25 protein-coding genes are annotated in these 21969 nt (G+C 32.2%); 2 read left to right on the plus strand and 23 right to left on the minus strand.

The genetic code is table 11. The features are described from left to right. Nucleotides 1-12 precede the first annotated feature (12 nt). The 8 genes from IB617_02830 to IB617_02865 all read right to left on the minus strand — a co-directional run bounded on the left by IB617_02830 (nt 13) and on the right by IB617_02865 (nt 6199). Entirely contained in the window at nt 13-237 is a 225-nt protein-coding gene (locus IB617_02830) for a type II toxin-antitoxin system HicB family antitoxin (GenBank protein ID UZE93069.1), read from the minus strand. A gap of 97 nt (nt 238-334) precedes the next feature. After that, nucleotides 335-889: an HD domain-containing protein gene (locus IB617_02835; protein UZE93070.1), complete on the minus strand. Its 555-nt coding sequence runs from the start codon at nt 887-889 to the stop codon at nt 335-337. Nucleotides 890-1302: 413 nt separating this feature from the next. Further along, on the minus strand, nt 1303-2475 hold the full coding sequence (locus IB617_02840) for a methyltransferase domain-containing protein (protein ID UZE93071.1): 1173 nt from the start codon (nt 2473-2475) through the stop codon (nt 1303-1305). A gap of 229 nt (nt 2476-2704) precedes the next feature. Further along, a complete protein-coding gene (locus IB617_02845) occupies nt 2705-2929 on the minus strand; it encodes a hypothetical protein (GenBank protein ID UZE93072.1) in 225 nt (74 codons plus the stop codon). A gap of 74 nt (nt 2930-3003) precedes the next feature. Further along, nucleotides 3004-3711, minus strand: coding sequence for a DNA alkylation repair protein (locus IB617_02850; GenBank protein UZE93073.1), 708 nt, complete (start codon nt 3709-3711; stop codon nt 3004-3006). Between the two features lie 84 nt (nt 3712-3795). Next, a complete protein-coding gene (locus IB617_02855) occupies nt 3796-4344 on the minus strand; it encodes a GNAT family N-acetyltransferase (GenBank protein ID UZE93074.1) in 549 nt (182 codons plus the stop codon). A 256-nt stretch (nt 4345-4600) separates the two neighbouring features. After that, nucleotides 4601-4756, minus strand: a complete 156-nt coding sequence (locus IB617_02860) for a hypothetical protein (GenBank protein UZE93075.1) — start codon at nt 4754-4756, stop codon at nt 4601-4603. Between the two features lie 231 nt (nt 4757-4987). After that, nucleotides 4988-6199: a PD-(D/E)XK nuclease family protein gene (locus tag IB617_02865; GenBank protein UZE93076.1), complete on the minus strand. Its 1212-nt coding sequence runs from the start codon at nt 6197-6199 to the stop codon at nt 4988-4990. A gap of 666 nt (nt 6200-6865) precedes the next feature. On the opposite strand from IB617_02865, the gene IB617_02870 reads away from it, so the two are divergent. Next, nucleotides 6866-7954 (plus strand): radical SAM protein, encoded by a 1089-nt coding sequence (locus tag IB617_02870; protein UZE93077.1) that lies wholly within the window; start codon nt 6866-6868, stop codon nt 7952-7954. A gap of 62 nt (nt 7955-8016) precedes the next feature. Here IB617_02870 and IB617_02875 read toward each other — a convergent pair whose 3' ends face one another. Continuing rightward, complete coding sequence (locus IB617_02875; GenBank protein UZE93078.1) at nt 8017-8814, minus strand: sugar phosphate isomerase/epimerase; 798 nt, start codon at nt 8812-8814, stop codon at nt 8017-8019. Nucleotides 8815-8971: 157 nt separating this feature from the next. After that, nucleotides 8972-9337 carry a response regulator gene (locus IB617_02880; GenBank protein ID UZE93079.1) on the minus strand — a complete coding sequence of 122 codons (366 nt, stop codon included), beginning with the start codon at nt 9335-9337 and terminating at the stop codon, nt 8972-8974. Nucleotides 9338-9527: 190 nt separating this feature from the next. Here IB617_02880 and IB617_02885 point away from each other — a divergent pair, with 190 nt between their 5' ends. Continuing rightward, entirely contained in the window at nt 9528-10169 is a 642-nt protein-coding gene (locus IB617_02885) for a hypothetical protein (protein UZE93080.1), read from the plus strand. A gap of 645 nt (nt 10170-10814) precedes the next feature. Here the strand turns inward: IB617_02885 and IB617_02890 are convergent. The 13 genes from IB617_02890 to IB617_02950 all read right to left on the minus strand — a co-directional run bounded on the left by IB617_02890 (nt 10815) and on the right by IB617_02950 (nt 21959). Beyond that, nucleotides 10815-11369 (minus strand): HD domain-containing protein, encoded by a 555-nt coding sequence (locus tag IB617_02890; protein ID UZE93081.1) that lies wholly within the window; start codon nt 11367-11369, stop codon nt 10815-10817. Nucleotides 11370-11446: 77 nt separating this feature from the next. After that, a complete protein-coding gene (locus IB617_02895) occupies nt 11447-11962 on the minus strand; it encodes a dihydrofolate reductase (GenBank protein UZE93082.1) in 516 nt (171 codons plus the stop codon). A 2-nt stretch (nt 11963-11964) separates the two neighbouring features. Further along, entirely contained in the window at nt 11965-12789 is an 825-nt protein-coding gene (locus tag IB617_02900) for a thymidylate synthase (protein ID UZE93083.1), read from the minus strand. A gap of 1 nt (nt 12790) precedes the next feature. Beyond that, nucleotides 12791-14122, minus strand: a complete 1332-nt coding sequence (locus tag IB617_02905; GenBank protein UZE93084.1) for a serine hydroxymethyltransferase — start codon at nt 14120-14122, stop codon at nt 12791-12793. A 22-nt stretch (nt 14123-14144) separates the two neighbouring features. Beyond that, nucleotides 14145-14900, minus strand: coding sequence for a coenzyme F420-0:L-glutamate ligase (locus IB617_02910; protein UZE93085.1), 756 nt, complete (start codon nt 14898-14900; stop codon nt 14145-14147). A 48-nt stretch (nt 14901-14948) separates the two neighbouring features. Continuing rightward, nucleotides 14949-15182, minus strand: a complete 234-nt coding sequence (locus tag IB617_02915; protein UZE93086.1) for a hypothetical protein — start codon at nt 15180-15182, stop codon at nt 14949-14951. Between the two features lie 198 nt (nt 15183-15380). Beyond that, a complete protein-coding gene (locus IB617_02920) occupies nt 15381-15842 on the minus strand; it encodes a flavodoxin domain-containing protein (GenBank protein ID UZE93087.1) in 462 nt (153 codons plus the stop codon). Between the two features lie 59 nt (nt 15843-15901). Beyond that, nucleotides 15902-16666, minus strand: coding sequence for a hypothetical protein (locus IB617_02925; GenBank protein ID UZE93088.1), 765 nt, complete (start codon nt 16664-16666; stop codon nt 15902-15904). Nucleotides 16667-16687: 21 nt separating this feature from the next. Further along, on the minus strand, nt 16688-16966 hold the full coding sequence (locus IB617_02930) for a hypothetical protein (GenBank protein ID UZE93089.1): 279 nt from the start codon (nt 16964-16966) through the stop codon (nt 16688-16690). Nucleotides 16967-17116: 150 nt separating this feature from the next. Next, nucleotides 17117-17902 carry an NAD(+)/NADH kinase gene (locus IB617_02935; protein UZE93090.1) on the minus strand — a complete coding sequence of 262 codons (786 nt, stop codon included), beginning with the start codon at nt 17900-17902 and terminating at the stop codon, nt 17117-17119. A 183-nt stretch (nt 17903-18085) separates the two neighbouring features. Continuing rightward, nucleotides 18086-18937 (minus strand): radical SAM protein, encoded by an 852-nt coding sequence (locus IB617_02940; protein UZE93091.1) that lies wholly within the window; start codon nt 18935-18937, stop codon nt 18086-18088. Nucleotides 18938-18949: 12 nt separating this feature from the next. Continuing rightward, the gene (gene tcmP, locus IB617_02945) at nt 18950-20005 is read right to left on the minus strand and encodes a three-Cys-motif partner protein TcmP (GenBank protein ID UZE93092.1); all 1056 of its coding nucleotides are present in this window, start codon (nt 20003-20005) and stop codon (nt 18950-18952) included. Between the two features lie 79 nt (nt 20006-20084). Then, on the minus strand, nt 20085-21959 hold the full coding sequence (locus IB617_02950; protein UZE93093.1) for an ATP-dependent helicase: 1875 nt from the start codon (nt 21957-21959) through the stop codon (nt 20085-20087). Between the last annotated feature and the right edge of the window lie 10 nt (nt 21960-21969).

Consider the following 21969-nt stretch of genomic DNA (forward strand, 5'->3'; position numbering starts at 1 on the left):
AATCTTTGCGTTTCATTTTAAAGAAATTGATAATGGCTCACGAATAACTTTCCCTTTAGGAGTTTCTTTTTTATTAAGAACCCGATTTGTTTCTAAAATTAACAAGAGGGCATCTTTAAGATTTTCTTTTACCTCTTTAAGGGTTTTTCCCTGGGTGTTAACTCCTGGAATTTCTTCCACCCATCCCAAATACCATTTTCCTCTTTTTTTATAAATCGCTGTAAATTGTCTTTTCATACAATTTTATCATATTACCTTCAAGTCAGATGTCAACCTTCGCCTGCGGGTAAAAATATCTTGAATGATATTAATCCTCCGCCACCTCCACAAATTTTTAATTGGGGTAAACGCTTAATAATTTCTTCCAAGCTTCGTAAAGAGAAGTAATTTCTTTTTGTAATTCTGGTAACAAGCCAATATCTCTATAGTCTCTTTCAAGTTTTGTAAGAACGAAATCTTTTGAGTATCTTGAGGCCATGTCTATATAACAAAAGTCAGTCATGTGGCTTACAGAATCAACTGCTGCCAAAATCTTTGCCTCTAAGCTTTCTGGTTGAATGTCTTTACATCTATGGGCTCTTACACAATGAGCAACCTTTCCGATTTTCTCAGGTGCCATTCCTATTGCTCTAAGAAAACGCTTTGCCTCAGCTTCAGACTTAACAGCGTGGTCGTCATTATCATCTCCAATTGCCTGTCCAATATCATGAAGCCATACAGATAATAAAACCACTTTTTCATCTGCTTTTGGGTATTTTTGTAGAATTTTCTTTGCCCACCTTTCAACTTCAGCAACATGTCTTGGAAGATAAGAGTATATAGGATTTTTCTTCTTTTCAAAAGTTTCTAAAAAGTGAGTTTTTACTTTTTCTATAATCTCATTTTTCATATATCCCATTCTACCAAAAAATCACCCGCAGGGCGATTTTTTACGTGTTCGGTCGCTCGAACCGAGCTCAAGCATACTCTACCCATGGACAACGTCAGAACCAAGATTTTAGAGAAAAATGATATTTTTTTTCCTAATTTATTATTTATGAAACTATCTTAAAAGCTGTTTAATAGATGTCCTGGAATAAAAAAAGCTTTACCCTAAATTTATTGGATAAAGCATGTTGGTTGTAGTTAGCAGATTAACCGCATCGTGAACATCCACTTTTTTCGGCGGACTTTACTGGCTGTCTTTCTTTCTCATTAAGTAATTTTAAATCATCAATTTTTTTGTTCTTTTTCATTTAAATCAGCCCTTTATTAAAGGTTCTGGTTTCATGTTAGCATGTCTTTGAAGAGCGTGTCAAGATGTTAAGATTGCAATATTTTTATTACCAATCTCGTTGATTCCGATTTTTTTTCAAAAAAAATATCATTTTTTATCAATGGTTGGTTGACACCTCGTGGATATACAAAAATCTGCAACCGATCTACTCCCGGTTTTTTCAAATCATCCCACTTATCAGCAAGCGATAAAACAATTTTATATGCATAATTATTTCCATATGTCAGTAGTCTACAGTTCTTTGAAATCAAACAAGCACTTTCTCTTTTTAGATCTACTATGCCAATTGCGCTGTCTTCAAAGCCAAAATCTTTCTCCTCTTCCTCCAAAGATAATTCAACAGATTTTTTTTCGTGCAATGATAAAAAAACAAAGAAATCATATCTCTTAAAAAGAGTAATTCCCTTTGATGGCAAAGCTCTTTCTTTATGGCCTTTTCGCAGCAAGGAGATTATTTTATCTTCGTCAAAAAATTCAGGGTGTTCGGTACAGACGAGGAGTTTCTTGGATAGCCCTGTGCGTTCTGTTAATAATTCTTGATAAGTTTTTGATCTCATTTCCATGAAGCCGCCAAGAGTTGTGGAGAAACTAATCAAAATACCTCCTTGCTTCAATAAAGCTGGGGTAATCTGCGCTCCGTTGACTCCAATTGGGGCAACAATTATTCCCCCTTCCTTTAGTTGCTTTATCCATGATTCTGGGAAATCTTTCACAGAACAGGTGACTATTATGCGGTCATAGGGCGAATGTATTGGCAAACCTTTTGTCCCATCTAAACATTTTATTGTAATTCCTCTGTAACCAGTCTTAGTGAGATTTGAACGAGCGTTTTTTACAGTATCGGGATCGATATCAATCGTAAACACCTTCTTGGGATCCTGGATAATTTCGGAAAGGATTGCAGCATTGTACCCTGTGCCTGTACCGATTTCAAGCACTTTCATTCCCTTCCATAGCTGTAAATTTTCTAGCATCGATGCCATCAAAGAGGGCTGGGTGGAAGAACTCATAGGGCAAACACCTATCTTTTTTGTAATAATGGAGAAGTCGCCGTACACTTTTTTAAGATCAATACCGCGAAGGAAAAGATGCCTAGGTACTTTTTGAAAAGCCCTCTTGACTTTCTGGCTTCGGATAGCTTTATTTTTAACTAATTCTTTAACCAGTTTTTTTCTTAAGGTTTCTGCCTTGGATTCCATGTTTTCCTTCTTTATATCATTATATGCAAATCTATCTAGGAAAAGAAACAATGCGTAATCCTCTTTCCTTAATTTTAGCACAGGTTGAAGGCTTTGTAATTTACCTCTTTCCTTGTTTTTTATTTACGCTCGAAGTATCTAAAGATTAGTTAAAAAAAGGGGTGGAAGAATTCTCCCACCCTATTTAGGTAGATATTTAAAAAGCACCTGTTTCCCCATTAAGAAGCGTTTATTTCTTGACCTCTCCGCTGAAGTCATAGGGTCTTAACTCAGTATTTAGGAAGCTCTTTAATCCTTCTATTTCAATGATGTGATGTGATCTAAGCTTACAGAGAAAGCTGATAATTTTGGTGGTTACTTTCTCCCGGTAGTCCTCCATTTCAGCTACATGATTCTCAATAATGCAAGTAATAGATTGGGAAGCTATGAGCCCCATGAATGCCTTTTTACTCATTGGAATACAGAGGGGTTGATCTCAACAATTCGGAAATTCAACTTCCAATGTTTTTTAAACATCACATTTTCTTTTTAAATCTTTCCTTTTAAATATGCTTGCCTTCTTTTTTCTGGGAATCTCTCTATTGCATATCGCAACATTGTTCTTGGCATTTTCTGATAATGTTTCTTTAAGAATTTCTCTTCTGTTTCTAAAGACCTTTTACCAATTTCACGTAACATCCAGCCTGCTGCTTTATGTATTAAATCGTGTCCGTCTTCCAAGAGCATTTCTAAAATCTTTAAAGTTTCTTTAAATTCATTATTTTTTATAAATTGAAATGTAGACATTATGGCTATTCTCCTTTCCCATAGATTCTTCGACATCGCCAGTTTATATAATACCTCTCTAGGCTTATCTGAAAGATACTCTCCAATTATTTTATCGGCAGACAAATCAACCAAATCCCAATTGTTAATGTAATTAGTATTTTTCAAATAAAGTTTGAAGATTTTTTCTTTTAAGCGCTCGTCGTCTGTCTGGAACTTTTGAACCAAAATAAGTAAAGCTACCAATCTTTCTTCGTGAATTTTTGAATATAACAATTTTTCAATTCCTTTGAGCGACAGATTTTTGTATTTTTCGGCAATTTTTCTTAAATCGCCAACTTTAATACCCAAAAAAATATCTCTCTCACCATATTCTCCGGGTTCTGTTTTAAAAAATCTTTGAAGGTTTTTTGATTTTTTGACACTTGCCTTGCTCTTTAGCTCTTTTTTTAAATCTATAAGCTCGAACATATGTTTCTATTCTATCAAAAAATCGCCCCGGCCAACAGACACAAGACGGTTTATAACGGTTTAACGTCGGGTGTTAAACATTTTTTATAAATATTTTAACATTACTACTTCATCATATAGCTTTCCCTTAAGCTTAAATTGTTTGGGAATTTTAGCTACAGACCTAAAGCCTATTTTTTTGTATAACGAAATAGCTGTTTTGTTTACAGAAAAAACGCTTAATCTTATCATTTGGGGTTTTGGCTTTAATTTAGTCTTTGCCAATTTTAAAATCTCCTTCATAAAATATTTTCCTAAACCAATACCTCTATAATCTTTAAGAATATGAATACCCAAGCCTCCAATATGACTTTGCACATACGACCTCAGAGAAATTATGGTCATCCCAACAACTTTATCTTTGTCTTCAGCTATCAGGATAACTAATTTATGCTTTTTTATTCTTTCTAACCTATCTTTTATATATTTTCTCTTCTCTTTCAAACTTATTTTTTGTTTCCTCGATATATAAGCCGTATCATCTTCTGCTAATTCGTCCGTGTATCTTTTAAACCTTGCAGCCTTCTTAATATCAGCTTTTTCTGAAAACCTTATTGTTAACTTTTTATCTCCAAATTTTTTTACTTTTTTCATAATTTAGATTAACTCCCACTTAAATTTTTAAAAATATTAAAAATAGATTTAACAGCATTTTTCTACCCTGAACCTCAAATAGTTTAGGGTTTGTCTTTATCTAAAACTTTATGAATATTTAAAGATTCAACCTCTTAACAATAAAAGGCTGAATAACTTCCATTGAAGTTCAACTTTGACAGGTTTTAAAAAATAAAAAATCAAAATTACATTAATAAAGTAATTTTTTAAATATATATTAGCAAAATAGGAATGTTTATTTCTTTCCAGCTATTAGATATACGGCGTTTAATCCTATTGCTACGCCCAAACCAATAAGCACCCAGGCGAGACTCGTCTTACCAATATACATAAACTCATTAATCACAACAATGAACGCAATAATTAATGAAATCCAAGGTAGATATTTCATATTTTATTTATCTTTTTTATTTACTATAATTATTTCTCAACTTGTCCCGTGATGAAATTTTACGGGATTAATTCCTCGACCTTTTTTAAATATTGAACTTCAGATTTCTTTTCTCCTGCTGTCTTTGGTCCCACGTTTTCCTACCACAGTAGAATTCTCCAGAATTTAAGAAATATTTTATGTCTTTTTTTAAAAACTCTTCTTTTGTTATTATTTGCTCCATATTACCTTTTATTTTTTAATTAGCCTTACCATTTCTCTCCTTTTTCTTATGAGGAATTTAGATATTTTATCAATAATTTCAGAAGGCCATGTTCTTATTCTGTAATTTAACATGTTAGCATTAACGGTCGACACTTCCTCATATTTACCCTCTTGTTTTAAAACCTCTCTTAAGTTTTCCCATTTTTCTTGATCTTCACTTCTGGTGGGCGCCTTTAACTCTTCCCTTATATCAACTTTTAATTGCGCATCAGGTCCATCTATAATTGATATATTTTCTCTCTTTGCAAACTCTATAGCGGCTTCTTTTATTTTCTCTTGCTCTTCTTCTATTTTATAGATTTCTTCCTTAAGCTCATTTTTAGCCTCCTCTAATTCTTTATACTTAGTGACTAACTTCACCCCTGTATCTTTTTTATACTCATTCACCGGAAGCTCTTCCATTTCCTTTAAGTGTTTCCATAAAGGACATATATTTTGAAAATCACACCAATCACAAAGTGCACTCTTTTGAGGATAAAAATCAAGACATGATTTAATCTCCTCTATTTTTTCTATGACCATTTTTTGAAGCATATTGGCCTCTTCTTCGCTCCTAAAAGAAGTGATTTCTTTATTAAATAAAAGAGAATGCCAAATAAGCCTTACCTTCTTTACGTCTGGCCATTTTTCTTTCAGGGCAACATAATATAGACCAAGCTGCCAATCTTTATCAGCTTCTTCCTGCGTCATTAATCTGTTAGTCAATTTATAATCATGTATCTCAAACATGTTTTCCTTATCATCCCAATCCAATCTATCCAATTTACCACAGAAAGGATATTCTCTTCCGTTGTGTTTAACAGTAAAACTGAGCATACGTTCTGTATCTATAACCTTTGCCTGGTCAAATGGCTTATATTTATCGTAATAATCTATAATAGACTGCCTTCCCTTATTGTAATAATCTTTAGCGGTTAATTCCTTCTTAACTATTTTTATACTGCTCGTATAGTTCTTTTCCCATAATTCCTCATATTTATCTAAAATCCATTCAACAGGCTTTACGGAACCTGCCTTAATTAATTTATAGAACTCTTCCAATGTTTCATGGGCTACACTGCCCCTGAATCTCTCTATTGTTTGTATGTCTGAAACAAGCCTGTCAATATATTTATATTTATAAGCACGATTGCAATTATCAAAAAGTCCTATTCTTGATGGTGAATATATGGTTTTCATATATAGTTATTCTCTAATTTAAAAATAGCTTTATTCCTCGAAAAATTCAAGAAAAATAAAAAAGAAAGGAGAATAACACCACCTCTCTATAATAAATCTTCTTTAATGAATTTTCCGAGTAAAGCATAACATCTTGGACACCTTTTATTAAGAGCGGTAGGTGTCCAAGTTCTTCCACAATGAAGGCAATTAGCAGTTTTATCATCAATGTATTCTATATATAAACCGCAAAGGGGGCAACAGACATATTTATAAATCGCCCCACAATCCCATTCTTCGCATACTAAACCTGTTTTAATTATTTAAACCACCCTTATTTATTTTTTTAAAAAACTATAATTTTCTAAAAGAATCGAAAGATTGGTTTCATATTAGTTATTTAAGAAAAGAAGTCAACGTTCTAAAAATAAAAAAATCCGCGATGGGCTCTTTTTGATTAAATTTCTTTATCCTGAGCCTGCCGAACGGGTTCAACTTCACCCTAAATTTTAAAAAATAGAGTTGACACCGTTTTTTTTAAAGCAACTTCTAAAGCTTACTAGTAGACACTTTCACTCGTCAATTTGACGATGCAAGAGGAAGATGTTAAAGTCAACTCAGTTGCGGAGCAACTAAAGAACCTTGAAAAGTTAATATAAAAAATGGAAGAAAGGAGGGAAACTTATAATGATAAGAATTGAAAATATGGAAGAAGCAAAAAGAGTTAGCCTTAATTATGGAATACCAATTTCTGAAGTTTTATTTTGCGAATTTAATCGCACTGGAGTATGGCTTGAACTCTCACAAGTTCCGATTACCCATAGAGTACGTTTTGTATGTAATGATATATTCTCTGATAAATCAATGTATTTTGCCTTGCCTGTTAGAGAACGCGATGAAACACGCTTTATGGTTGATAAATATGGTCGGTTGATGTTCAACTCTATAATATTGGGAAATACAAGTTATCTAGACGAAGACACTTGCGATTGTAGTTATTTTCGAAAAAATAAAAAGGTTCTCAATTTAAATAGCCACAGAAGGGGCGAATGCCACGGTTGTGTATTTTGTATTCATAGTTATGATATAACTGTTTTAAGTGATCGTGAAGAGATAATCAAAAAGCCCAAAATTCGCGAGTTTTTCAGAACTATTCTTGAGAAAAATAAGTTTAAAGATTTCTCTCACTTTGAACAGATTGCCGTTGTAACAGGGTTATTTAGTAATGAAAAATCAGTAGTACAGCATATTGCGGATGTTCGTGAGGTTGCAGGGGAATTGAATTTTTCCGGAACTATTTTCTATCTTGGTTGCGAATTAACAAGTAGGTCTGCTTTAGACGAAGTTAAAAACTATGGGCCATTCTCATTATGTTATTCACTTGATTGCTTAACTCAAAGAACGCGACGTCTAACTGTTAGGAAAAGAGATGTATCAGTATCCTCTATCCTTCAAATTTTAGAGTATGCGAGTAAACTTGGCTTGGAAACAACTTTCTCATATATTGTCGGTTTGGATCCAATAGAAGATTTATTTAAGGGAATAAGCGAACTCAGTCAATTTGTTAATCGGTTTCCAATAGTGAATATATATCAAACACAACACCGTTTGCAAAAAAAAATTATGACCCCAGAGGCAGACAATTTAGACTATTATCTTACTGCAAGACAAATTTTTGAATCTATTTTTAGCCAAAGAGGGTTAAGGCCACACAATTGGGAGAATTATCGTTCTTTATGGTACCACTATTTTGGGGATGAATATATCCCCGAATAATAAAAAGAGGACTTCCTAATTAACCGGAGTCCGTTTTTTTTACTTTAGTATTATAAATAAATTTATTTTAGACTTTTGATAAGTTGTAATTGAGAAAGAAGTAAATTTCGTCTTCTTTTTCCTTCTATTTGGATAATTTTTTGTTTTTCTAAAATAGCAAAAATCTCTAAAGTAATAGTTAAGTTGATACCTAATTTACTTAATCTCTTTAGAATATAGTTTAAATAATTTCTCTCTGCTTTAGGAAAAATTAAGTGGTCTTTCTCATTGTCATTATAATGAAGATGAATATGTTTAATTTTTGTTGAAAAAAGATCGAGGAATTTTTCTAACTCCTGCCTCGATATCTTATTAGCATGACCAACATCAAGAGTTATTGATAGCGAAGGGCTGTTAAGTAATAAATATTTAAATTCTTTAGATAGATTAAAAGGAATGTCTGAAATATTTTCAACTAATAATTGGATTTTATTTTTCTTGCAAAAATTAGATATGGTTTTTAAAGCCTTGAGATTACTTAACTTAACCTGCTTTTGACTAATATTTTGACTAACAAAAGGGTGAATGGTGATTTTTTTTGCTCCGAGAAGTTTATAAATCTTGACATTTTCAAAAATTTTTTTAAGTCCTTTTTTTTTAGTTAAATCTATTTTCCAATGGATATGTCCTAAAATTTCAAAATTACCTAAGTTTTGATTTACTTTTTCTAAGTATTTTTTTGAATACTCTATTAAATTATATTTTAAAGTGATCTCTATAAAATCAAAGTTCTTTCTTGCAAATTTTATTTCAGATATTAGATCAATATTAAAACTAGGCATGTATCCAAATCTGAAACAATCAAAATTTGTTTTTGACATTTTGGTATGAATTATTCTAAGTTTATCTCACTGAATTAATTTTAGCATAATAATACCATTGAGACTAAACAAAAATCTGTAATAAATATTTTTAGGTATATTCCAGGTTTTTTAAAAAAAACTGGGTCAGTACTAAATATGACTCAGCTTTTTGGGTTTAAAGATCGGTAACTATTTCCCCTAATTGACTAATCGCTACTTTGCTTTTTACTAAATTCTTATCTCCCCAATTGGCCAGATGACTGGAAAATGAAATAATTCTTATATTAGGAATTTTTTTCCTTAAAGTTGAAGCGATCTTCTCTCCGTCATTTGTGAAAGTATCACCTGGGGGAACCAAGGAGCCATCAACAATAGCAATTGTTACTCCTTTTCGAGAAGCATCTTTAATCTTTATTAAGGCCTCTTTCAATGATCTTGCTTCAATTAGAACTTCGTGTCCTTCTTGCTTCAAAGATTCTTTAATTAAGTTTCTAATATTTTCATTATCATCAACTAAAAACACTTTTGCTTTTTTTGGCATCGTACTCTCCTTATATATGTTTTTAAAATAACAGATTAAAATATTCTTGTTAAAATGAGAATATTAATTTATTTTAACTAAATTTGACTTTTAGTCAATAATCTGGCAATCTATATTAGAAGTAATTTAGCACCTTAAATTTTAATAAAAGAAAAAATATGCACAATATGAAAGGAGGATTATAAACGCCATGAATTATCGGGATAGTTTGGAACGATTTAAAAATAGAATTCAAGAACTTGAGATGGAAATAGGGACGAACAAAACACTAAAACAAGTAAGGGGCGAAAAGGATATCTTAGCACTATCTGAGACAGATTGGTATTTTCTTTGTAAACTGAGAGTTGCTGAGCTTATGTTTTATCTTAGAAATAAAATTTTATTTCATTTCGGAATGCTAGTAATCTTCGGTTGGCAAGAAGAGTGGACTAAAGAATGGGTGAATCTGCCCGATAGTAGTCAAAATATTTTTAAAGAAAGAGGATTTAATATTTTTTACAATTCGATCTTAGATATTGCTAGCAAATTTTTACAGGTAATTCAATTTGATGGGGCGATTCTAATTGATAATAAGGGGATGGTAACTAACTCGGGCATGTTTATTGAGGGACTTCGACCGACCGATGTCGCCGAGAAGTTAAAACTTCCCGAGGGAGAGGATTTTTCATCTCGCTTCGGCTTTAAAATTAAAGTTCATACGAGGCATTTATCCGCCATTAGCGCTTCTTATCAATTTAAAGACACAACTGTATATACTATTTCCAAAAAGACGGGCGATTTACGCATTTTCGAAAAAGGTAAAATTATTTATTCAACCATTAAAGAAGAATGAATATGATTTTACTGAAATGAATTTAAATTACATATAAAAGAGCAGTATCATTTTGATTGCTACTCTTTTTTTATTCCTATTGAATCGTCTCTCCAACTTAAACTGAAGATAATTTATGAGTTACTTCTTTTATCAATGGTAGCCGAATTCTTAAAACACCTTACATGTTTTATCACGACACTCGATTCCTGAACCACTTTATCAGGCAGTCCCATAATTTCAAAAAGCCTTAATCCGTATGAGGCATCTGTTCTATTTCAATGATTTGGACGTCCAGACCTCCAATGACTACTGAAAAGACTCTGGAAGGCATGTTATTCGATTTTAACAAAATCTTAAAAAACATAATCCAGAATAAAAAATGCCCAGCGATGGGCTCTTTTTGATTAAATTTCTTTATCCTGAGCCTGCCAAACGGATTTATCCTAAGGACATTCGGCTGAGCTCAGTCGAAGCACACGTCAAAGGGCTCAACTTCGGCCTAAACTTTGGAAAAAATAGAGTTGACACCATTTTCGATAATATCAACGCCTTCTATTTTCGGAAGTTGAATACTAAGAATTTTTTGAACTTTATCCATTTCTAATTTTTTTTAAAAATTCCCTGTCATCTCCAAACATTATTATCTGCACTATTAAAACCTATTTAATCAGGGTAGACATTTAATAATGTCTTCCAAGCTTCGTAAAGAGAGGTAATTTCTTTTTGTAATTCTGGTAATAAACCAATATCTCTATAATCTCTTTTGAGCTTTGCGAGAACGAAATCTTTTGAGTATTTTGAAGCCATGTCTATATAACAAAAGTCAGTCATGTGACTCACAGAATCAGCTGCTGCCAAAATCTTTGCTTCTAAGCTTTCTGGTTGAATGTCTTTACATCTGTGTGCTCTTACACAATGAGCAACCTTTTCGATTTTCTCAGGTACCATTCCTATTGCTCTAAGAAAACGCTTTGCCTCAGCTTCAGACTTAACAGCGTGGTCGTCATTATCATCTCCAATTGCCTGTCCAATATCATGAAGCCATACAGATAATAAAACCACTTTTTCATCTGCTTTTGGGTATTTTTGTAGAATTTTCTTTGCCCACCTTTCGGCTTCAGCAACATGTCTTGGAAGATAAGAGTATATAGGATTTTTCTTCTTTTCAAAAGTTTCTAAAAAGTGAGTTTTTACTTTTTCTATAATCTCATTTTTCATATATCCCATTCTACCAAAAAATCGCCCAAAGGGCGATTTTTATCTTGAATACTTGATTATCTATTTTCAAATTATAATTATAGCTTTGAAGGTTTTCTTTCTAATGTTAAAAAAGAATATCTATATGGATTATTTTCATCTGCTTCGTAAGAGATTCTTTCTTTTTCTTCCCATTCTTCTATGTTAAATTCTGGAAAAAAGGCATCACCTTCAAAATCCCCCTCAATAGTAGTTAAATACATTCTGTCAGCTCTTGGTAAATATTGTTTATAGACTGAAGCTCCTCCACAAATCATTACTTCTTTAGTTCTTTTACCCAAAGGACTATTCTCCGCTAATAAAAGAGCTTCCTGTAAAGAATGGGCTATTTTACATCCAGGCGCTTTGTAATTAGGGTCTTTTGTTAAAACAATGTTGTCTCTACCTGGTAAAGTTTTACCAATTGACTCAAAGGTCACCGACCCCATAATGATTGGTTTGCCCGCTGTTAACTTCCGAAAATGCTCCATATCAGCCGATAAATTCCAGGGTAAACGATTCTTATTCCCAATTACACGATTGTTGCCAATAGCTGCGATTATTGAAATTACCATATTTAAACAGCCATTTTAGCCCTGATGACTCCATGGTGTTTGTAGTCAATCAGTTTAATATCTTCTAATTTAAAATCATCAATATTCCTAATTTCTTTATTTAACCATAATTTAGGAAGAGGAAGAGGTTTTCTTTTAAGTTGCTTCTTTACTTGCTCAAAATGATTATGATATATATGGGCATCTCCTAAAACATGGACAAATTCTCCAGGCGTTAAATCTGTGACTTGGCTTATCATAGAAAGTAAAAGTGAGTAAGAAGCAATATTAAATGGAACGCCTAAAAACATATCACAGCTTCTCTGGTACATCAAAAGGGAAAGTTTTTTGTCAGCCACAAAAAAGTGAAAAAAAAGATGGCAAGGTGGTAAAGCCATTTTATCTAATTCAGCCGGATTCCAAGCGCTTACAATCAACCTTCGGTTGTAAGGGTCTTTCTTTATTTTTTCAATCACCTCAGCAATTTGGTCAATGGGCTTTTCAGAATAGGGAGATTTCCATCTTCTCCATTGGACTCCGTAAATGCGGCCCAAATCCCCCTCAAATCTTGCTTTTGGTTTCCAATAATCAGCATTTGCATTGGCATCCCAGATATGACAATCCATTTCCTGCAATTTTTTAATATCGCTAGTTCCCATTAAAAACCAAAGTAGTTCAGCTCTTACGGATTTGAAAGCTAATTTTTTAGTGGTTACTGCAGGAAAACCATCTTTAAGATTAAAACGCATTGGTAGACCGAACACTGCCCGGCTATCAATTCCAGTGCGATTTGGTTTATCCACCCCACTTTCCATTATGTATTTTAAAGCCTGAAGATATTGTTGCATTTTAGTACTCTTTTTTGAGAAGAAAGTTTGAACAAAGGTTTTTTATCTTTTCTCTAATCCTTTTTATCTCTTCGCTTCTGGAAATAATCTCCTTTCTTATTTTAGATTTTTTCTCTTTTTCCAAAGAAATATCCATTTCTTTTTTTAAGCGAGAAATATCTTTTAAAACCCTAACCATTGAAACACCTATTTGTTTCATTTCTTCTTCTTTCATTCCCCTGCTTGTTATCCCGGGAGTTCCCAATCTTAAACCAGAAGGATAAAATGGTGGATTAGGGTCGTCAGGAATTGCGTTTTTATTGGTTACAATTCCAGCTTGTTCTAAGGCTTCAGCAGCTGTATTTCCTAAGATTTCAAGATTTCTCAGGTCAATCATTATAAGATGGGTGTTGGTTCCACCAGCACAAAGGTTAATCCCTTCTTCTCTTAAGGTCTCAGCTAACACTTTGGCATTTTTAACAACTTGCTTTCCATATTCAGCAAATTCAGGTTTTTGAGCTTCTTTTAAGGCCACTGCAATGCCAGCAATGTTATTTTCATGAGGTCCTCCCTGAAGCCCCGGGAACACAGCCTTGTTAATTTTTTGGGGCAGTTGAGGATCTTTTTCAATTCCTTTGTCTGTTACCATAATCAAAGCGCCTCTTGGACCTCTGAGGGTTTTATGGGTTGTTGTGGTGATAATATGACAATATGGTACTGGATTGGGATAGGCTTCAGCTACAACTAAACCTGCAATATGAGCTATATCAGCCATTAAATAAGCTCCGCATTTTTCAGCGATATCAGAGAAACGAGAAAAGTCTAAAGCCATGGAATGGGAGGTAATGCCTGCAATAATAATCCTGGGATTTTCTTTTGTGGCCATTCTTTCCATGGCTTCATAATCAATTAGACCGCCTTTATTTACTCCATAGAATATACTTTTGAAAAACCTTCCAGAAAAATTAATATTTAAGCCATGGCTGATATGTCCTCCCTGGTCTAATCTTAGTGCCATAATTTTATCTCCTGGTTCTAAAAGGGCAAAATAAACCGCATAATTAGCCGGGCTTCCAGAATGGGGTTGGACATTAACAAAAGGTACACCAAAAACTTTTTTAGCCCTTTCCTGGCAAAGTTCTTCTAATTTATCGAAGTTCTCCTGGCCCTGATAATAGCGTTTGTAGGGATAGCCTTCACAATATTTATCTTGTAGTATAGAGCCCACAGCTGTTCTTACAGCTTCAGAGCTATGATTCTCTGAAGGAATCATCATTAAGCTATTTTCCTGTCTCTCTATCTCTTTTTTTATAATTTCATCCATTTGAGGATCTGTTTTGTTTAGATATTCCATATAAAATATAGATTATATTCAACTAAACTCCTCCGCCTCCTTTACGCCATTTAACCCCTTTTATTAAAGGTGAATAAAAGTCATCATCCCCCTTGATTCTTAAGGGGTCTTCTTTTAATGGTTCAGGTCTTTCAAAATCTATAAAACTAACATCTTCAATAATGGCAATGGGAGTTTGTTCGTTTCCCTCTCCTATCACTAAAACACCCGAAGAAGCTAAAGAATCAACCAGATTAGCCTGACTTATTTTGTATTTCCTACCAAAAACATCTTTTGTTTTTCGATAATCTTTTAAAGGATAAAAACCATAATAGCCGAGAGCAAAACCAATTGTTCCCCTTCTTGAAGGAACGCATCTGCTATCAGTGATAATAACACCAAAATCTTTCAGTCCATATTCTTTTTGAATAAAATCATAGATATCTCTTGCTGCCTTAAAAGGGTTCTTTGGCCACAAAATAAAATAACCTTTTCCATTACTTTCATCAATGCCAGCAGTAGGAACTAAAAGGTTATCTTTTATAGTAAGTATCACTCGTTTTCCTGGGATTTTTTCCCTTTCAAGGTAAAAATCTGCTTCTTTAGTAATTAATCCGTCTTTATTGTTAACTTTTTCTCTCAAAATACATCTTCCTTGCCAGATAGAAACTACTTTGGAGGTAATAATTATGACTGATTTTTCTTTTAATTCTATATCTAAAAAACCTTCTTTAATCAGAGAGAATAGATCGTCTTTGGGAGGAATAAAAAGTCTTGTTTTTACAGGCCTTATTATCATATACTTCCTTTTTAATATAATTGAATTAAAAAAACAAGATAAATAAAATCAGTGATTTTCGAATTGTTTTGATTTTTCAATAATTTCTTTTTCTTTCTTTTTGCTAAAAATGAAAATATAAAGAATCTCTAATATAGCCAGGTCATTAAGCAGGAACAAGACTATAAACCACTTTTTATGGTTATTTCTGGCTGCTTTCCATAAAGCTACTCCTTTCCAAGGTAAAACCCACAAAATAATCAACAAAATCACCCATTGATTTTCTATTAAAAATTGCACCATAATTTTTTATATTTTAAAATTAAACTTCCGAAATTTTAACTTTTTTCTTTCCTCCTATCTTTTAAAATAGCTCTATTTCTTAAAAAATTCAAGAAAAAACCGCTAGTTCCCTCCCTCGTCCTTCCGTAGCTCCACCAGCTAGCGGAGATGAAAGAGAACCCTAACGGTTCTCTTCCATGTATTAAATATCGTACAATACTAATAACTTTTGATACTGTCTAAAATCTTTCTCCCAAAAGCTTCTGCATTTTTTAGATCTTTTTTATTCGGTCTGCCTCTGTTAAAAATTCTAGGTCCAAAGTTTCCAACAATCCTACTCAACCCTATACAAGAAAAGCCATCAATAAAAGAAATCCCCTTAGCTTCAAAATTTTCTTTTATAATTCTAAAAGTTCTTTTATCTCCGAAAGCATGCATAGTACAAAAAGCTATTCCTTTTTTAGAAGACAAATTAGGTAGTTCTTTTAAAAATCTTCTTACGATTTTTGCCGGAGCAAAACTGTGAACAGGTGTTCCTAAACATATTAGATCATAGTTGGAAACGTCATCTGTTTTTGTCTCTTCAATTCTTTTTAAATCCGCCCCCAAACTCACAGCGATTGCTTTAGCAATCTTTTTAGTATTACCGGTTTCAGAATAATAAATAACGATAGATTTCATATTCTTACTCTACCAAAAAATCGCCCCAAGGGCGATTTTTATCCTCTAAACAAAGTTTATTATTTATAGACAGTCTTTGAACTAAAGCGGTCTTTAAGTTCTTGTTGACAGTCCTTACAGAGCATTATCTTATTTTTTTCCAGCATCTTTGCTAAATCTAAAACTTCTTTAACGTTCATAGATTGTTTCATACTGCATAAGTTTAAGCAGTGAGATTTATAGATACCTCCCCTGCTATCGGCGGAAGAAGATTCTCGTTGGACAAGTCCAAGCAGATGCCCTGTTTCGTGCCTCCCCAGCTGCCTGAATGCAAGATTACGATCTTCTCGTTTTTTTATTCCTTCGAAGTAGTGTGTTGAGAATAATAATGCAAATTTTTTACCTGTCTCTGGATGAGTAAGTGTATCTCCATAAACCGTTCTTTTAAAGGGGTAGTTAAATACAAAAGTATAAACACCTCTTGTTTTTTCCTGCAGCTTCAGAAGAGTAATACCTAATTTATCTAAATTAATTTTCTCAGTCTCCTCTGTGAAACTTTTTTTTGCCAGAACCTCAGCTAAAGAAACTTCTTTATCCTGCTTTAAAGCTCCCCCTGAACCAAAAATCTTTATAGCATCAGATTTGTCAACGAATTCTAAGATTTGCCTCATACCTCTAATTATTTCACTCGCCGGTCCTTTTGCTTTCTCACAAAAAAAGAATTTTATCTCTCCTATTTCTTTTTCCTTTTCTTCTTCTCCTTCTTTAATTTCAGAAAAAACTTCTTTTTTTTCTGGTGTTTTTTCTTTATGAGGAAAAAATTTTTCTCTATCTGGATTTGGCATATTTACCAAAATTAATATTTACTAAACTTTTTCTTTTTCTTTTTCTTTCCTTTTTTCTTTTATCTCTTTTAGCATTTTTTCTCTATCTTCCACTTTTTTCTTTACTACTCGCTCCACTTCCTTAAACTTAAACCCTTTTCCTGTCCTTATTCCTTTCATAGCCTCTGGTACTACTACACTTGCCTTGTAAGCTTTATATAGCTCTTTTTTTCTCTTTTTTTTTCCCTCTTCTTCTGTATTCTTTTCTTTAATTCTTTCTTCCTCTTCTCTAAAATGCCCCCTTTCTGGCTTAAATGACATATTTATAAAAATAAATTAAATTATTTATAATTAATTTGACCTTTTTAATTTTTAAAATTGGATTTCTCTATCTTTAGAATAGCTCTATTTCTTAAAAAATTCAAGCTAAATAAAAAAAGAGGTAAAAAATTCACCCCTTAAAAGAGTTATTTATATACTTCCAAATTCTATAAACAAAGTATTTTGTGGCGACTTTCTAATTGTAACAACATCATCTTTTGACAGTTTTAACAGCTCATCACCATCTATTACTATTCTCGCATCACCTTTTATTTTATTCACCTGAAGAACTGAATCCGCTGGTCTTACAAAATAAGATGATTTCTCTAAATCAACGGGAGAAACTATCGTTATAACAAACTGATCTTCTTTTACCAATATGGGTCCTCCGGCAGATCTATTGTAAGCTGTGGAACCTGTCCTGGTAGAAAAAATTATTCCGTCTCCAAGTCTTTCTATTTTCTCTATTTTATCGATAATTACTTGAATAGATATCGGTCTTGTTCGAATTCTTTCTATTACTATATCATTAAGCGCATCTGCTTTAATTGTATTCTGATTCGCTTTTGAATTAACTTCAGCCTCTATTCTTGTTCTGTTGGTAATTATATAATCATCATTTAATAATTTATTCAGTTTCTTGAATACTTCTTCTGGTTCTATATTACTCATAAAACCTACTTTTCCAAAATTAACCCTGGCAAGAGGTATCAATAGCCCCTGATTACATATCTTGTTAGCTGTATGAAGAACTAATCCGTCGCCACCAAAAGTCAAAATAAAGTCCAATTCTTTTCCCAATTTTTCCCAAGACTGATAATTAAAAACCTCGTGTCTCCGTTCTTTCAACCAATTATCGACCTCAAGAGCCAACTGACGAGCATTATCTTTTCTTTCATCAAATACTATCCCAATTCTTCTTTTCAACCTTATCACTATATTTTATTTTTAATTAAAGCTAAATCCAACTTAACAAAATCTTCCAAAAAAGTAAAATAAAAAATCGCCCAAAAAGCGATTTTTAAAATAATCCTATTTCTTAAAAAATTCAAAAAAAACCGCTCTTTTGGCGATTTTTTTTTGCTTCGACGGTTTTTTTACCTTATCTATCACACAATATTAGATTGGCATTGTCAGGACTTTTAACCTTATAATATTCAGGGATTTTTCCTTCCTAAAAATCTTTTCTGTCCCTTTATTATCTTTCTTTCTCGTTCCGTATTTTATATGGTACTCTATTCCCCTATTCTGACAGAAATCAATAACTTTATTTGCACGCCCTTGATAAAAAGCCCCACTATCTTTAAATTTGCTTGAGTTTACATTATAATTCAATTTTCCAAATATAATCTTATCTACAAAAGATATTTCTTTCAAAATTTCTATTAAATTTTGTTTTACTAAATTCGGTGTAGGATAAGGCTCCATACTAACCCAAGTTTTTAAACCTTTTTCATGTAAAAACTTCAATGATTCTATTCTTTTTTTATAAGAAGCAGAATATGGTTCAAATCTCCTTTTAAAATCTTTATCTAGTGACACAATAGTGATACCATATTCATTATCTCTTCCATATTTTTCTCTGCTTATTAGAGTTTTTGGATATACTCCTTTTGTTAATACAACACAGCGAATATTATCCTTGTTTAATCTCTCAATTATTCGTAAAGTCAAATCTGAAACTTCTGGATATTTATACATAAAAGGATCTGTTGAGAAGCACAAGTGAACAAATCGAATCTTTTTTTTATATTTAGGAATTTCTTTCTCTAATAATTCTAGAGCATTCGATACGATTTTTGGTTTTATCCAATCAGCATAATCTTTTATGACACCACATCTTTTTTTCATCATCATAGCATAACAAGGAAATTTACAACCGTGAGCACAACCTTCAACATGGTTTATACAAAAATCACCATATTCCACGCCACTTTTATATAATAATGTTTTACGCTTTATCTCTTTCATAGTTACATTATATCATTTTTTAGGAGTAGAAACAGCTAAAAGATTATCGTCGTTTATTCTGATTTTACCAGTATCACTATATATTTTACTTACCCTCATTAATTCTTTGACAACTTGATTATAATCGCTTTCTTTAAATCTCAAAAAATATTTCTTCATGAATTCTTCTTTTATTTTCTTTCTGGTTTTCGGTTTATTCTTTAAAAAATTAAGAATTTCACCTTCGAGAAAGACTAAATCCTTTCTCTTATCTTTAGGAAAAATAGCGATCAGTCTACCCTTTGTATAAAATTCTCTATAAATATCCCCCATTCTGTCATTCATTAACCTGAAGCCATCAAAATGAGAGGTAGCAAATATTAAGTGGTATTTGGCCAAAAGCTCATCTTTATACATCACTGGACAAGAACCAACATAAGTAAAAAATTCTTTGTATTTACTTTTATAAAGTTCTATAATTATTCTTTCTTTCTCATCTCTTGTAATTTTATCGTCTTCTAATATTTCTCTATAGTAATTACCCCCCATTACTTCATCGGTTAAGGTTGGGTTTATCTTATATTCTCTCAGCAGTGTTTGGTAGTTAAAATTAATTAACACTTCTGTTGAAATAATACGAACCTTATCAAATATTTTTTTGAGGTTATCAAATTCTAGTCCTTTTATACCAAACGGATCTATATAGAAAAATGTAGGACAATTTTTTGTTATTTTTATTATTTTCGGTGTAATCTTATTAAAGTCACCCATAAATAATATTGCTGTCTTTTTATCCACAAATTCTTTTAAATTCCTTTCTAATTTTTCAAAACAATCTCTATCTGAATCAATTAAAATTACAACAGCTTTAACGCCTGTTTTCTCTATTGTCTTACAAATAATAAAAGGAGAGCCCTCACTTCCATCATCATATAGCCCAGGCCCGGCAAATCCATCCACAATGGTTATTAATTTACCTAAGCGACTAACTTTTGTTAAATAAGGCACTAAATACCATCCTAAAATTCTGTCTTTAGCTAAAGACCATGCTCTTTTTCCCTTGAAGAAATCTTCTGGTTTTATAGCCATAATTTCATTTCTCAATTAATTCCTCGACTTTTTGTTTGCACTCTATAATTCAAAGTCTTTCCAGTTACTAAAATAACTTTTAATTTCTTTTGATAAATTGCTTTCTTGGTTTTTTTCTGGGATAAATGATTCTTGTTTCTATATTATCTTTAGAAATTGCAGAGATAAAAGGAGATGGCTTTAACTGATAAGATGCTTTCTTGAATGTGATTTTTGAAGATCTCGTTCTTGAACTAAAAAGATACAATTCCTTTTTAGCCCTAGTCATTGCGACATAAAATAACCTGCTTTTTTCTTCAATATTATTATTTGAATCAGGAAATAATTCTTTTGAGAGGCCTATAACAAAAATTATATCTGCTTCCAATCCTTTACAGCTAGGCATGTTATATATCGTGATAGGATTATAAGAGCTAATTGTATTACTTCCACTAAGTTCATTTATCCATTCCTTGATTTCAGATACTAGCTCTAATGGATTTTTCCCGGGAGCTACAAAGAGTCCACTGGTGGCTAAAAAATCTAACAGACCTGTTTTTTTTGTACCACGATTTTTAATAAGCTCTTTCAAAATATTTAAATTATTATTTAATTCTTTCAAGAATTCGCTGTTTTGTGACTCTTCGATTAAAATTTTATACAATGACTTTTTTCTTTCGACTTTCTTCCATAATTGTGCAATAAGATTACTAGCCCTATCTCTCTTTAAGATAATTCCGCATTTTTCTTCATTAATTTTTTTTGTAAATCCATCGTAGTTTTCAATTATTAAATCAATTAAATACCTTAAAGCGATATTGTCATTTGGGTTGTTGATCCAGTCTGTTAAGACAGTAAATCTTACCAGGCCTTGATCGCTTATATTAAATTTATATTTATACTCTAGCCCACGTTTCTGAAATTCCTCTTTTAGAACAGGAAGATACATTTTGTTAGGAATAATAATTTTAATAGTATTTGTTTTTATCTTCTCTTGTGAAATTGCTGCAATGATTTGGGCCTCTTTTTTTGCAGTGGGAACTTCACAAAATATAATTTTATTGTTAATTTTGATTTTTTCACTAAATTTTGGTTTTGGTTTTATAACTGCATTCTTGTAAAATTTATTTATCATTGATTTTGCCCCTAGTAAAATGTGTTTAGGACAACGCCAGCTTATAGATAATCTCCCAATTTTAGGATTTTTAGGAAAATCTTTTTCGAAATTGCGAATAAATTCAGTGGATCCGCCACGAAATGAGTAAATACTTTGTTCATCATCTCCTACTACGAACAAACCCTCTTCTTGGTTTTTTGATAATAATTGTATTAATTCAAACTGTGCCTTATTGATATCCTGGTATTCATCCACTAATAAAAACTTTGTTCTTTGTTTCCACTGATTTCTAAGATCTTTATCTCCTCTTAATGCTTCACAAGCTAATAAAATTAAATCATCGTAATCAACTCGAGTGCATTTCCGAAGTATCTTTTTGTATTCATCACAAATTTTACATTTATCTCGTTCTGCTTTATTACATCTTCCCTTTAAACGACAATCTTCCGTGTGCTTCCAATTGTCTCTATCATAGCCAGCTAAATTTGTCGCGTCCCGAAGAAGTACTCTTTTGGGGCTTTTTTCAATTAAAATTTTGTATTTCTCTGGTAAATCAAAGCGACGACACGATGAGCCTATAATCATATTGCCCAAATGATGCGTAGTTGAAATAATTTCTGGATATTTACTTTTATCTAAATTAATATCTTTCTCTGCAAGTCTTTCTTGCATGTTTCTCGTAGCTGATTTTGTAAAAGTTATAACGGTTATTTCATTGGGATTAACTTTCTTCTCTTCAATTAAAAATTTTATCCGTAGTGCTAACTGATATGTTTTGCCCGTACCAGGACCTGCTAATAATAGAATGGGGCCAGGAAATTCTTTATAAGAATTTAGTGGTTCTTTTATTTCTATCATAATTATTATA

It is taken from the genome of Candidatus Nealsonbacteria bacterium (genome assembly GCA_026016225.1).
Lineage (GTDB): Bacteria > Patescibacteriota > Minisyncoccia > Minisyncoccales > JANBVM01 > Nealson33H.

Coding starts and splice junctions, on each gene's coding strand:
- IB617_02850 (UZE93073.1), bottom strand. CDS start 3,711: ATGTTCGAGCTTATAGATTTAAAAAAAGAGCTAAAGAGCAAGGCAAGT.
- IB617_02900 (UZE93083.1), bottom strand. CDS start 12,789: ATGCAACAATATCTTCAGGCTTTAAAATACATAATGGAAAGTGGGGTG.
- IB617_02915 (UZE93086.1), bottom strand. CDS start 15,182: ATGGTGCAATTTTTAATAGAAAATCAATGGGTGATTTTGTTGATTATT.
- IB617_02925 (UZE93088.1), bottom strand. CDS start 16,666: ATGCCAAATCCAGATAGAGAAAAATTTTTTCCTCATAAAGAAAAAACA.
- IB617_02910 (UZE93085.1), bottom strand. CDS start 14,900: ATGATAATAAGGCCTGTAAAAACAAGACTTTTTATTCCTCCCAAAGAC.
- IB617_02845 (UZE93072.1), bottom strand. CDS start 2,929: ATGAGTAAAAAGGCATTCATGGGGCTCATAGCTTCCCAATCTATTACT.
- IB617_02840 (UZE93071.1), bottom strand. CDS start 2,475: ATGGAATCCAAGGCAGAAACCTTAAGAAAAAAACTGGTTAAAGAATTA.
- IB617_02835 (UZE93070.1), bottom strand. CDS start 889: ATGAAAAATGAGATTATAGAAAAAGTAAAAACTCACTTTTTAGAAACT.
- IB617_02865 (UZE93076.1), bottom strand. CDS start 6,199: ATGAAAACCATATATTCACCATCAAGAATAGGACTTTTTGATAATTGC.
- tcmP (UZE93092.1), bottom strand. CDS start 20,005: ATGGCTATAAAACCAGAAGATTTCTTCAAGGGAAAAAGAGCATGGTCT.
- IB617_02875 (UZE93078.1), bottom strand. CDS start 8,814: ATGTCAAAAACAAATTTTGATTGTTTCAGATTTGGATACATGCCTAGT.
- IB617_02940 (UZE93091.1), bottom strand. CDS start 18,937: ATGAAAGAGATAAAGCGTAAAACATTATTATATAAAAGTGGCGTGGAA.
- IB617_02870 (UZE93077.1), top strand. CDS start 6,866: ATGATAAGAATTGAAAATATGGAAGAAGCAAAAAGAGTTAGCCTTAAT.
- IB617_02890 (UZE93081.1), bottom strand. CDS start 11,369: ATGAAAAATGAGATTATAGAAAAAGTAAAAACTCACTTTTTAGAAACT.
- IB617_02880 (UZE93079.1), bottom strand. CDS start 9,337: ATGCCAAAAAAAGCAAAAGTGTTTTTAGTTGATGATAATGAAAATATT.
- IB617_02855 (UZE93074.1), bottom strand. CDS start 4,344: ATGAAAAAAGTAAAAAAATTTGGAGATAAAAAGTTAACAATAAGGTTT.
- IB617_02920 (UZE93087.1), bottom strand. CDS start 15,842: ATGAAATCTATCGTTATTTATTATTCTGAAACCGGTAATACTAAAAAG.
- IB617_02860 (UZE93075.1), bottom strand. CDS start 4,756: ATGAAATATCTACCTTGGATTTCATTAATTATTGCGTTCATTGTTGTG.
- IB617_02905 (UZE93084.1), bottom strand. CDS start 14,122: ATGGAATATCTAAACAAAACAGATCCTCAAATGGATGAAATTATAAAA.
- IB617_02930 (UZE93089.1), bottom strand. CDS start 16,966: ATGTCATTTAAGCCAGAAAGGGGGCATTTTAGAGAAGAGGAAGAAAGA.
- IB617_02950 (UZE93093.1), bottom strand. CDS start 21,959: ATGATAGAAATAAAAGAACCACTAAATTCTTATAAAGAATTTCCTGGC.
- IB617_02895 (UZE93082.1), bottom strand. CDS start 11,962: ATGGTAATTTCAATAATCGCAGCTATTGGCAACAATCGTGTAATTGGG.
- IB617_02830 (UZE93069.1), bottom strand. CDS start 237: ATGAAAAGACAATTTACAGCGATTTATAAAAAAAGAGGAAAATGGTAT.
- IB617_02885 (UZE93080.1), top strand. CDS start 9,528: ATGAATTATCGGGATAGTTTGGAACGATTTAAAAATAGAATTCAAGAA.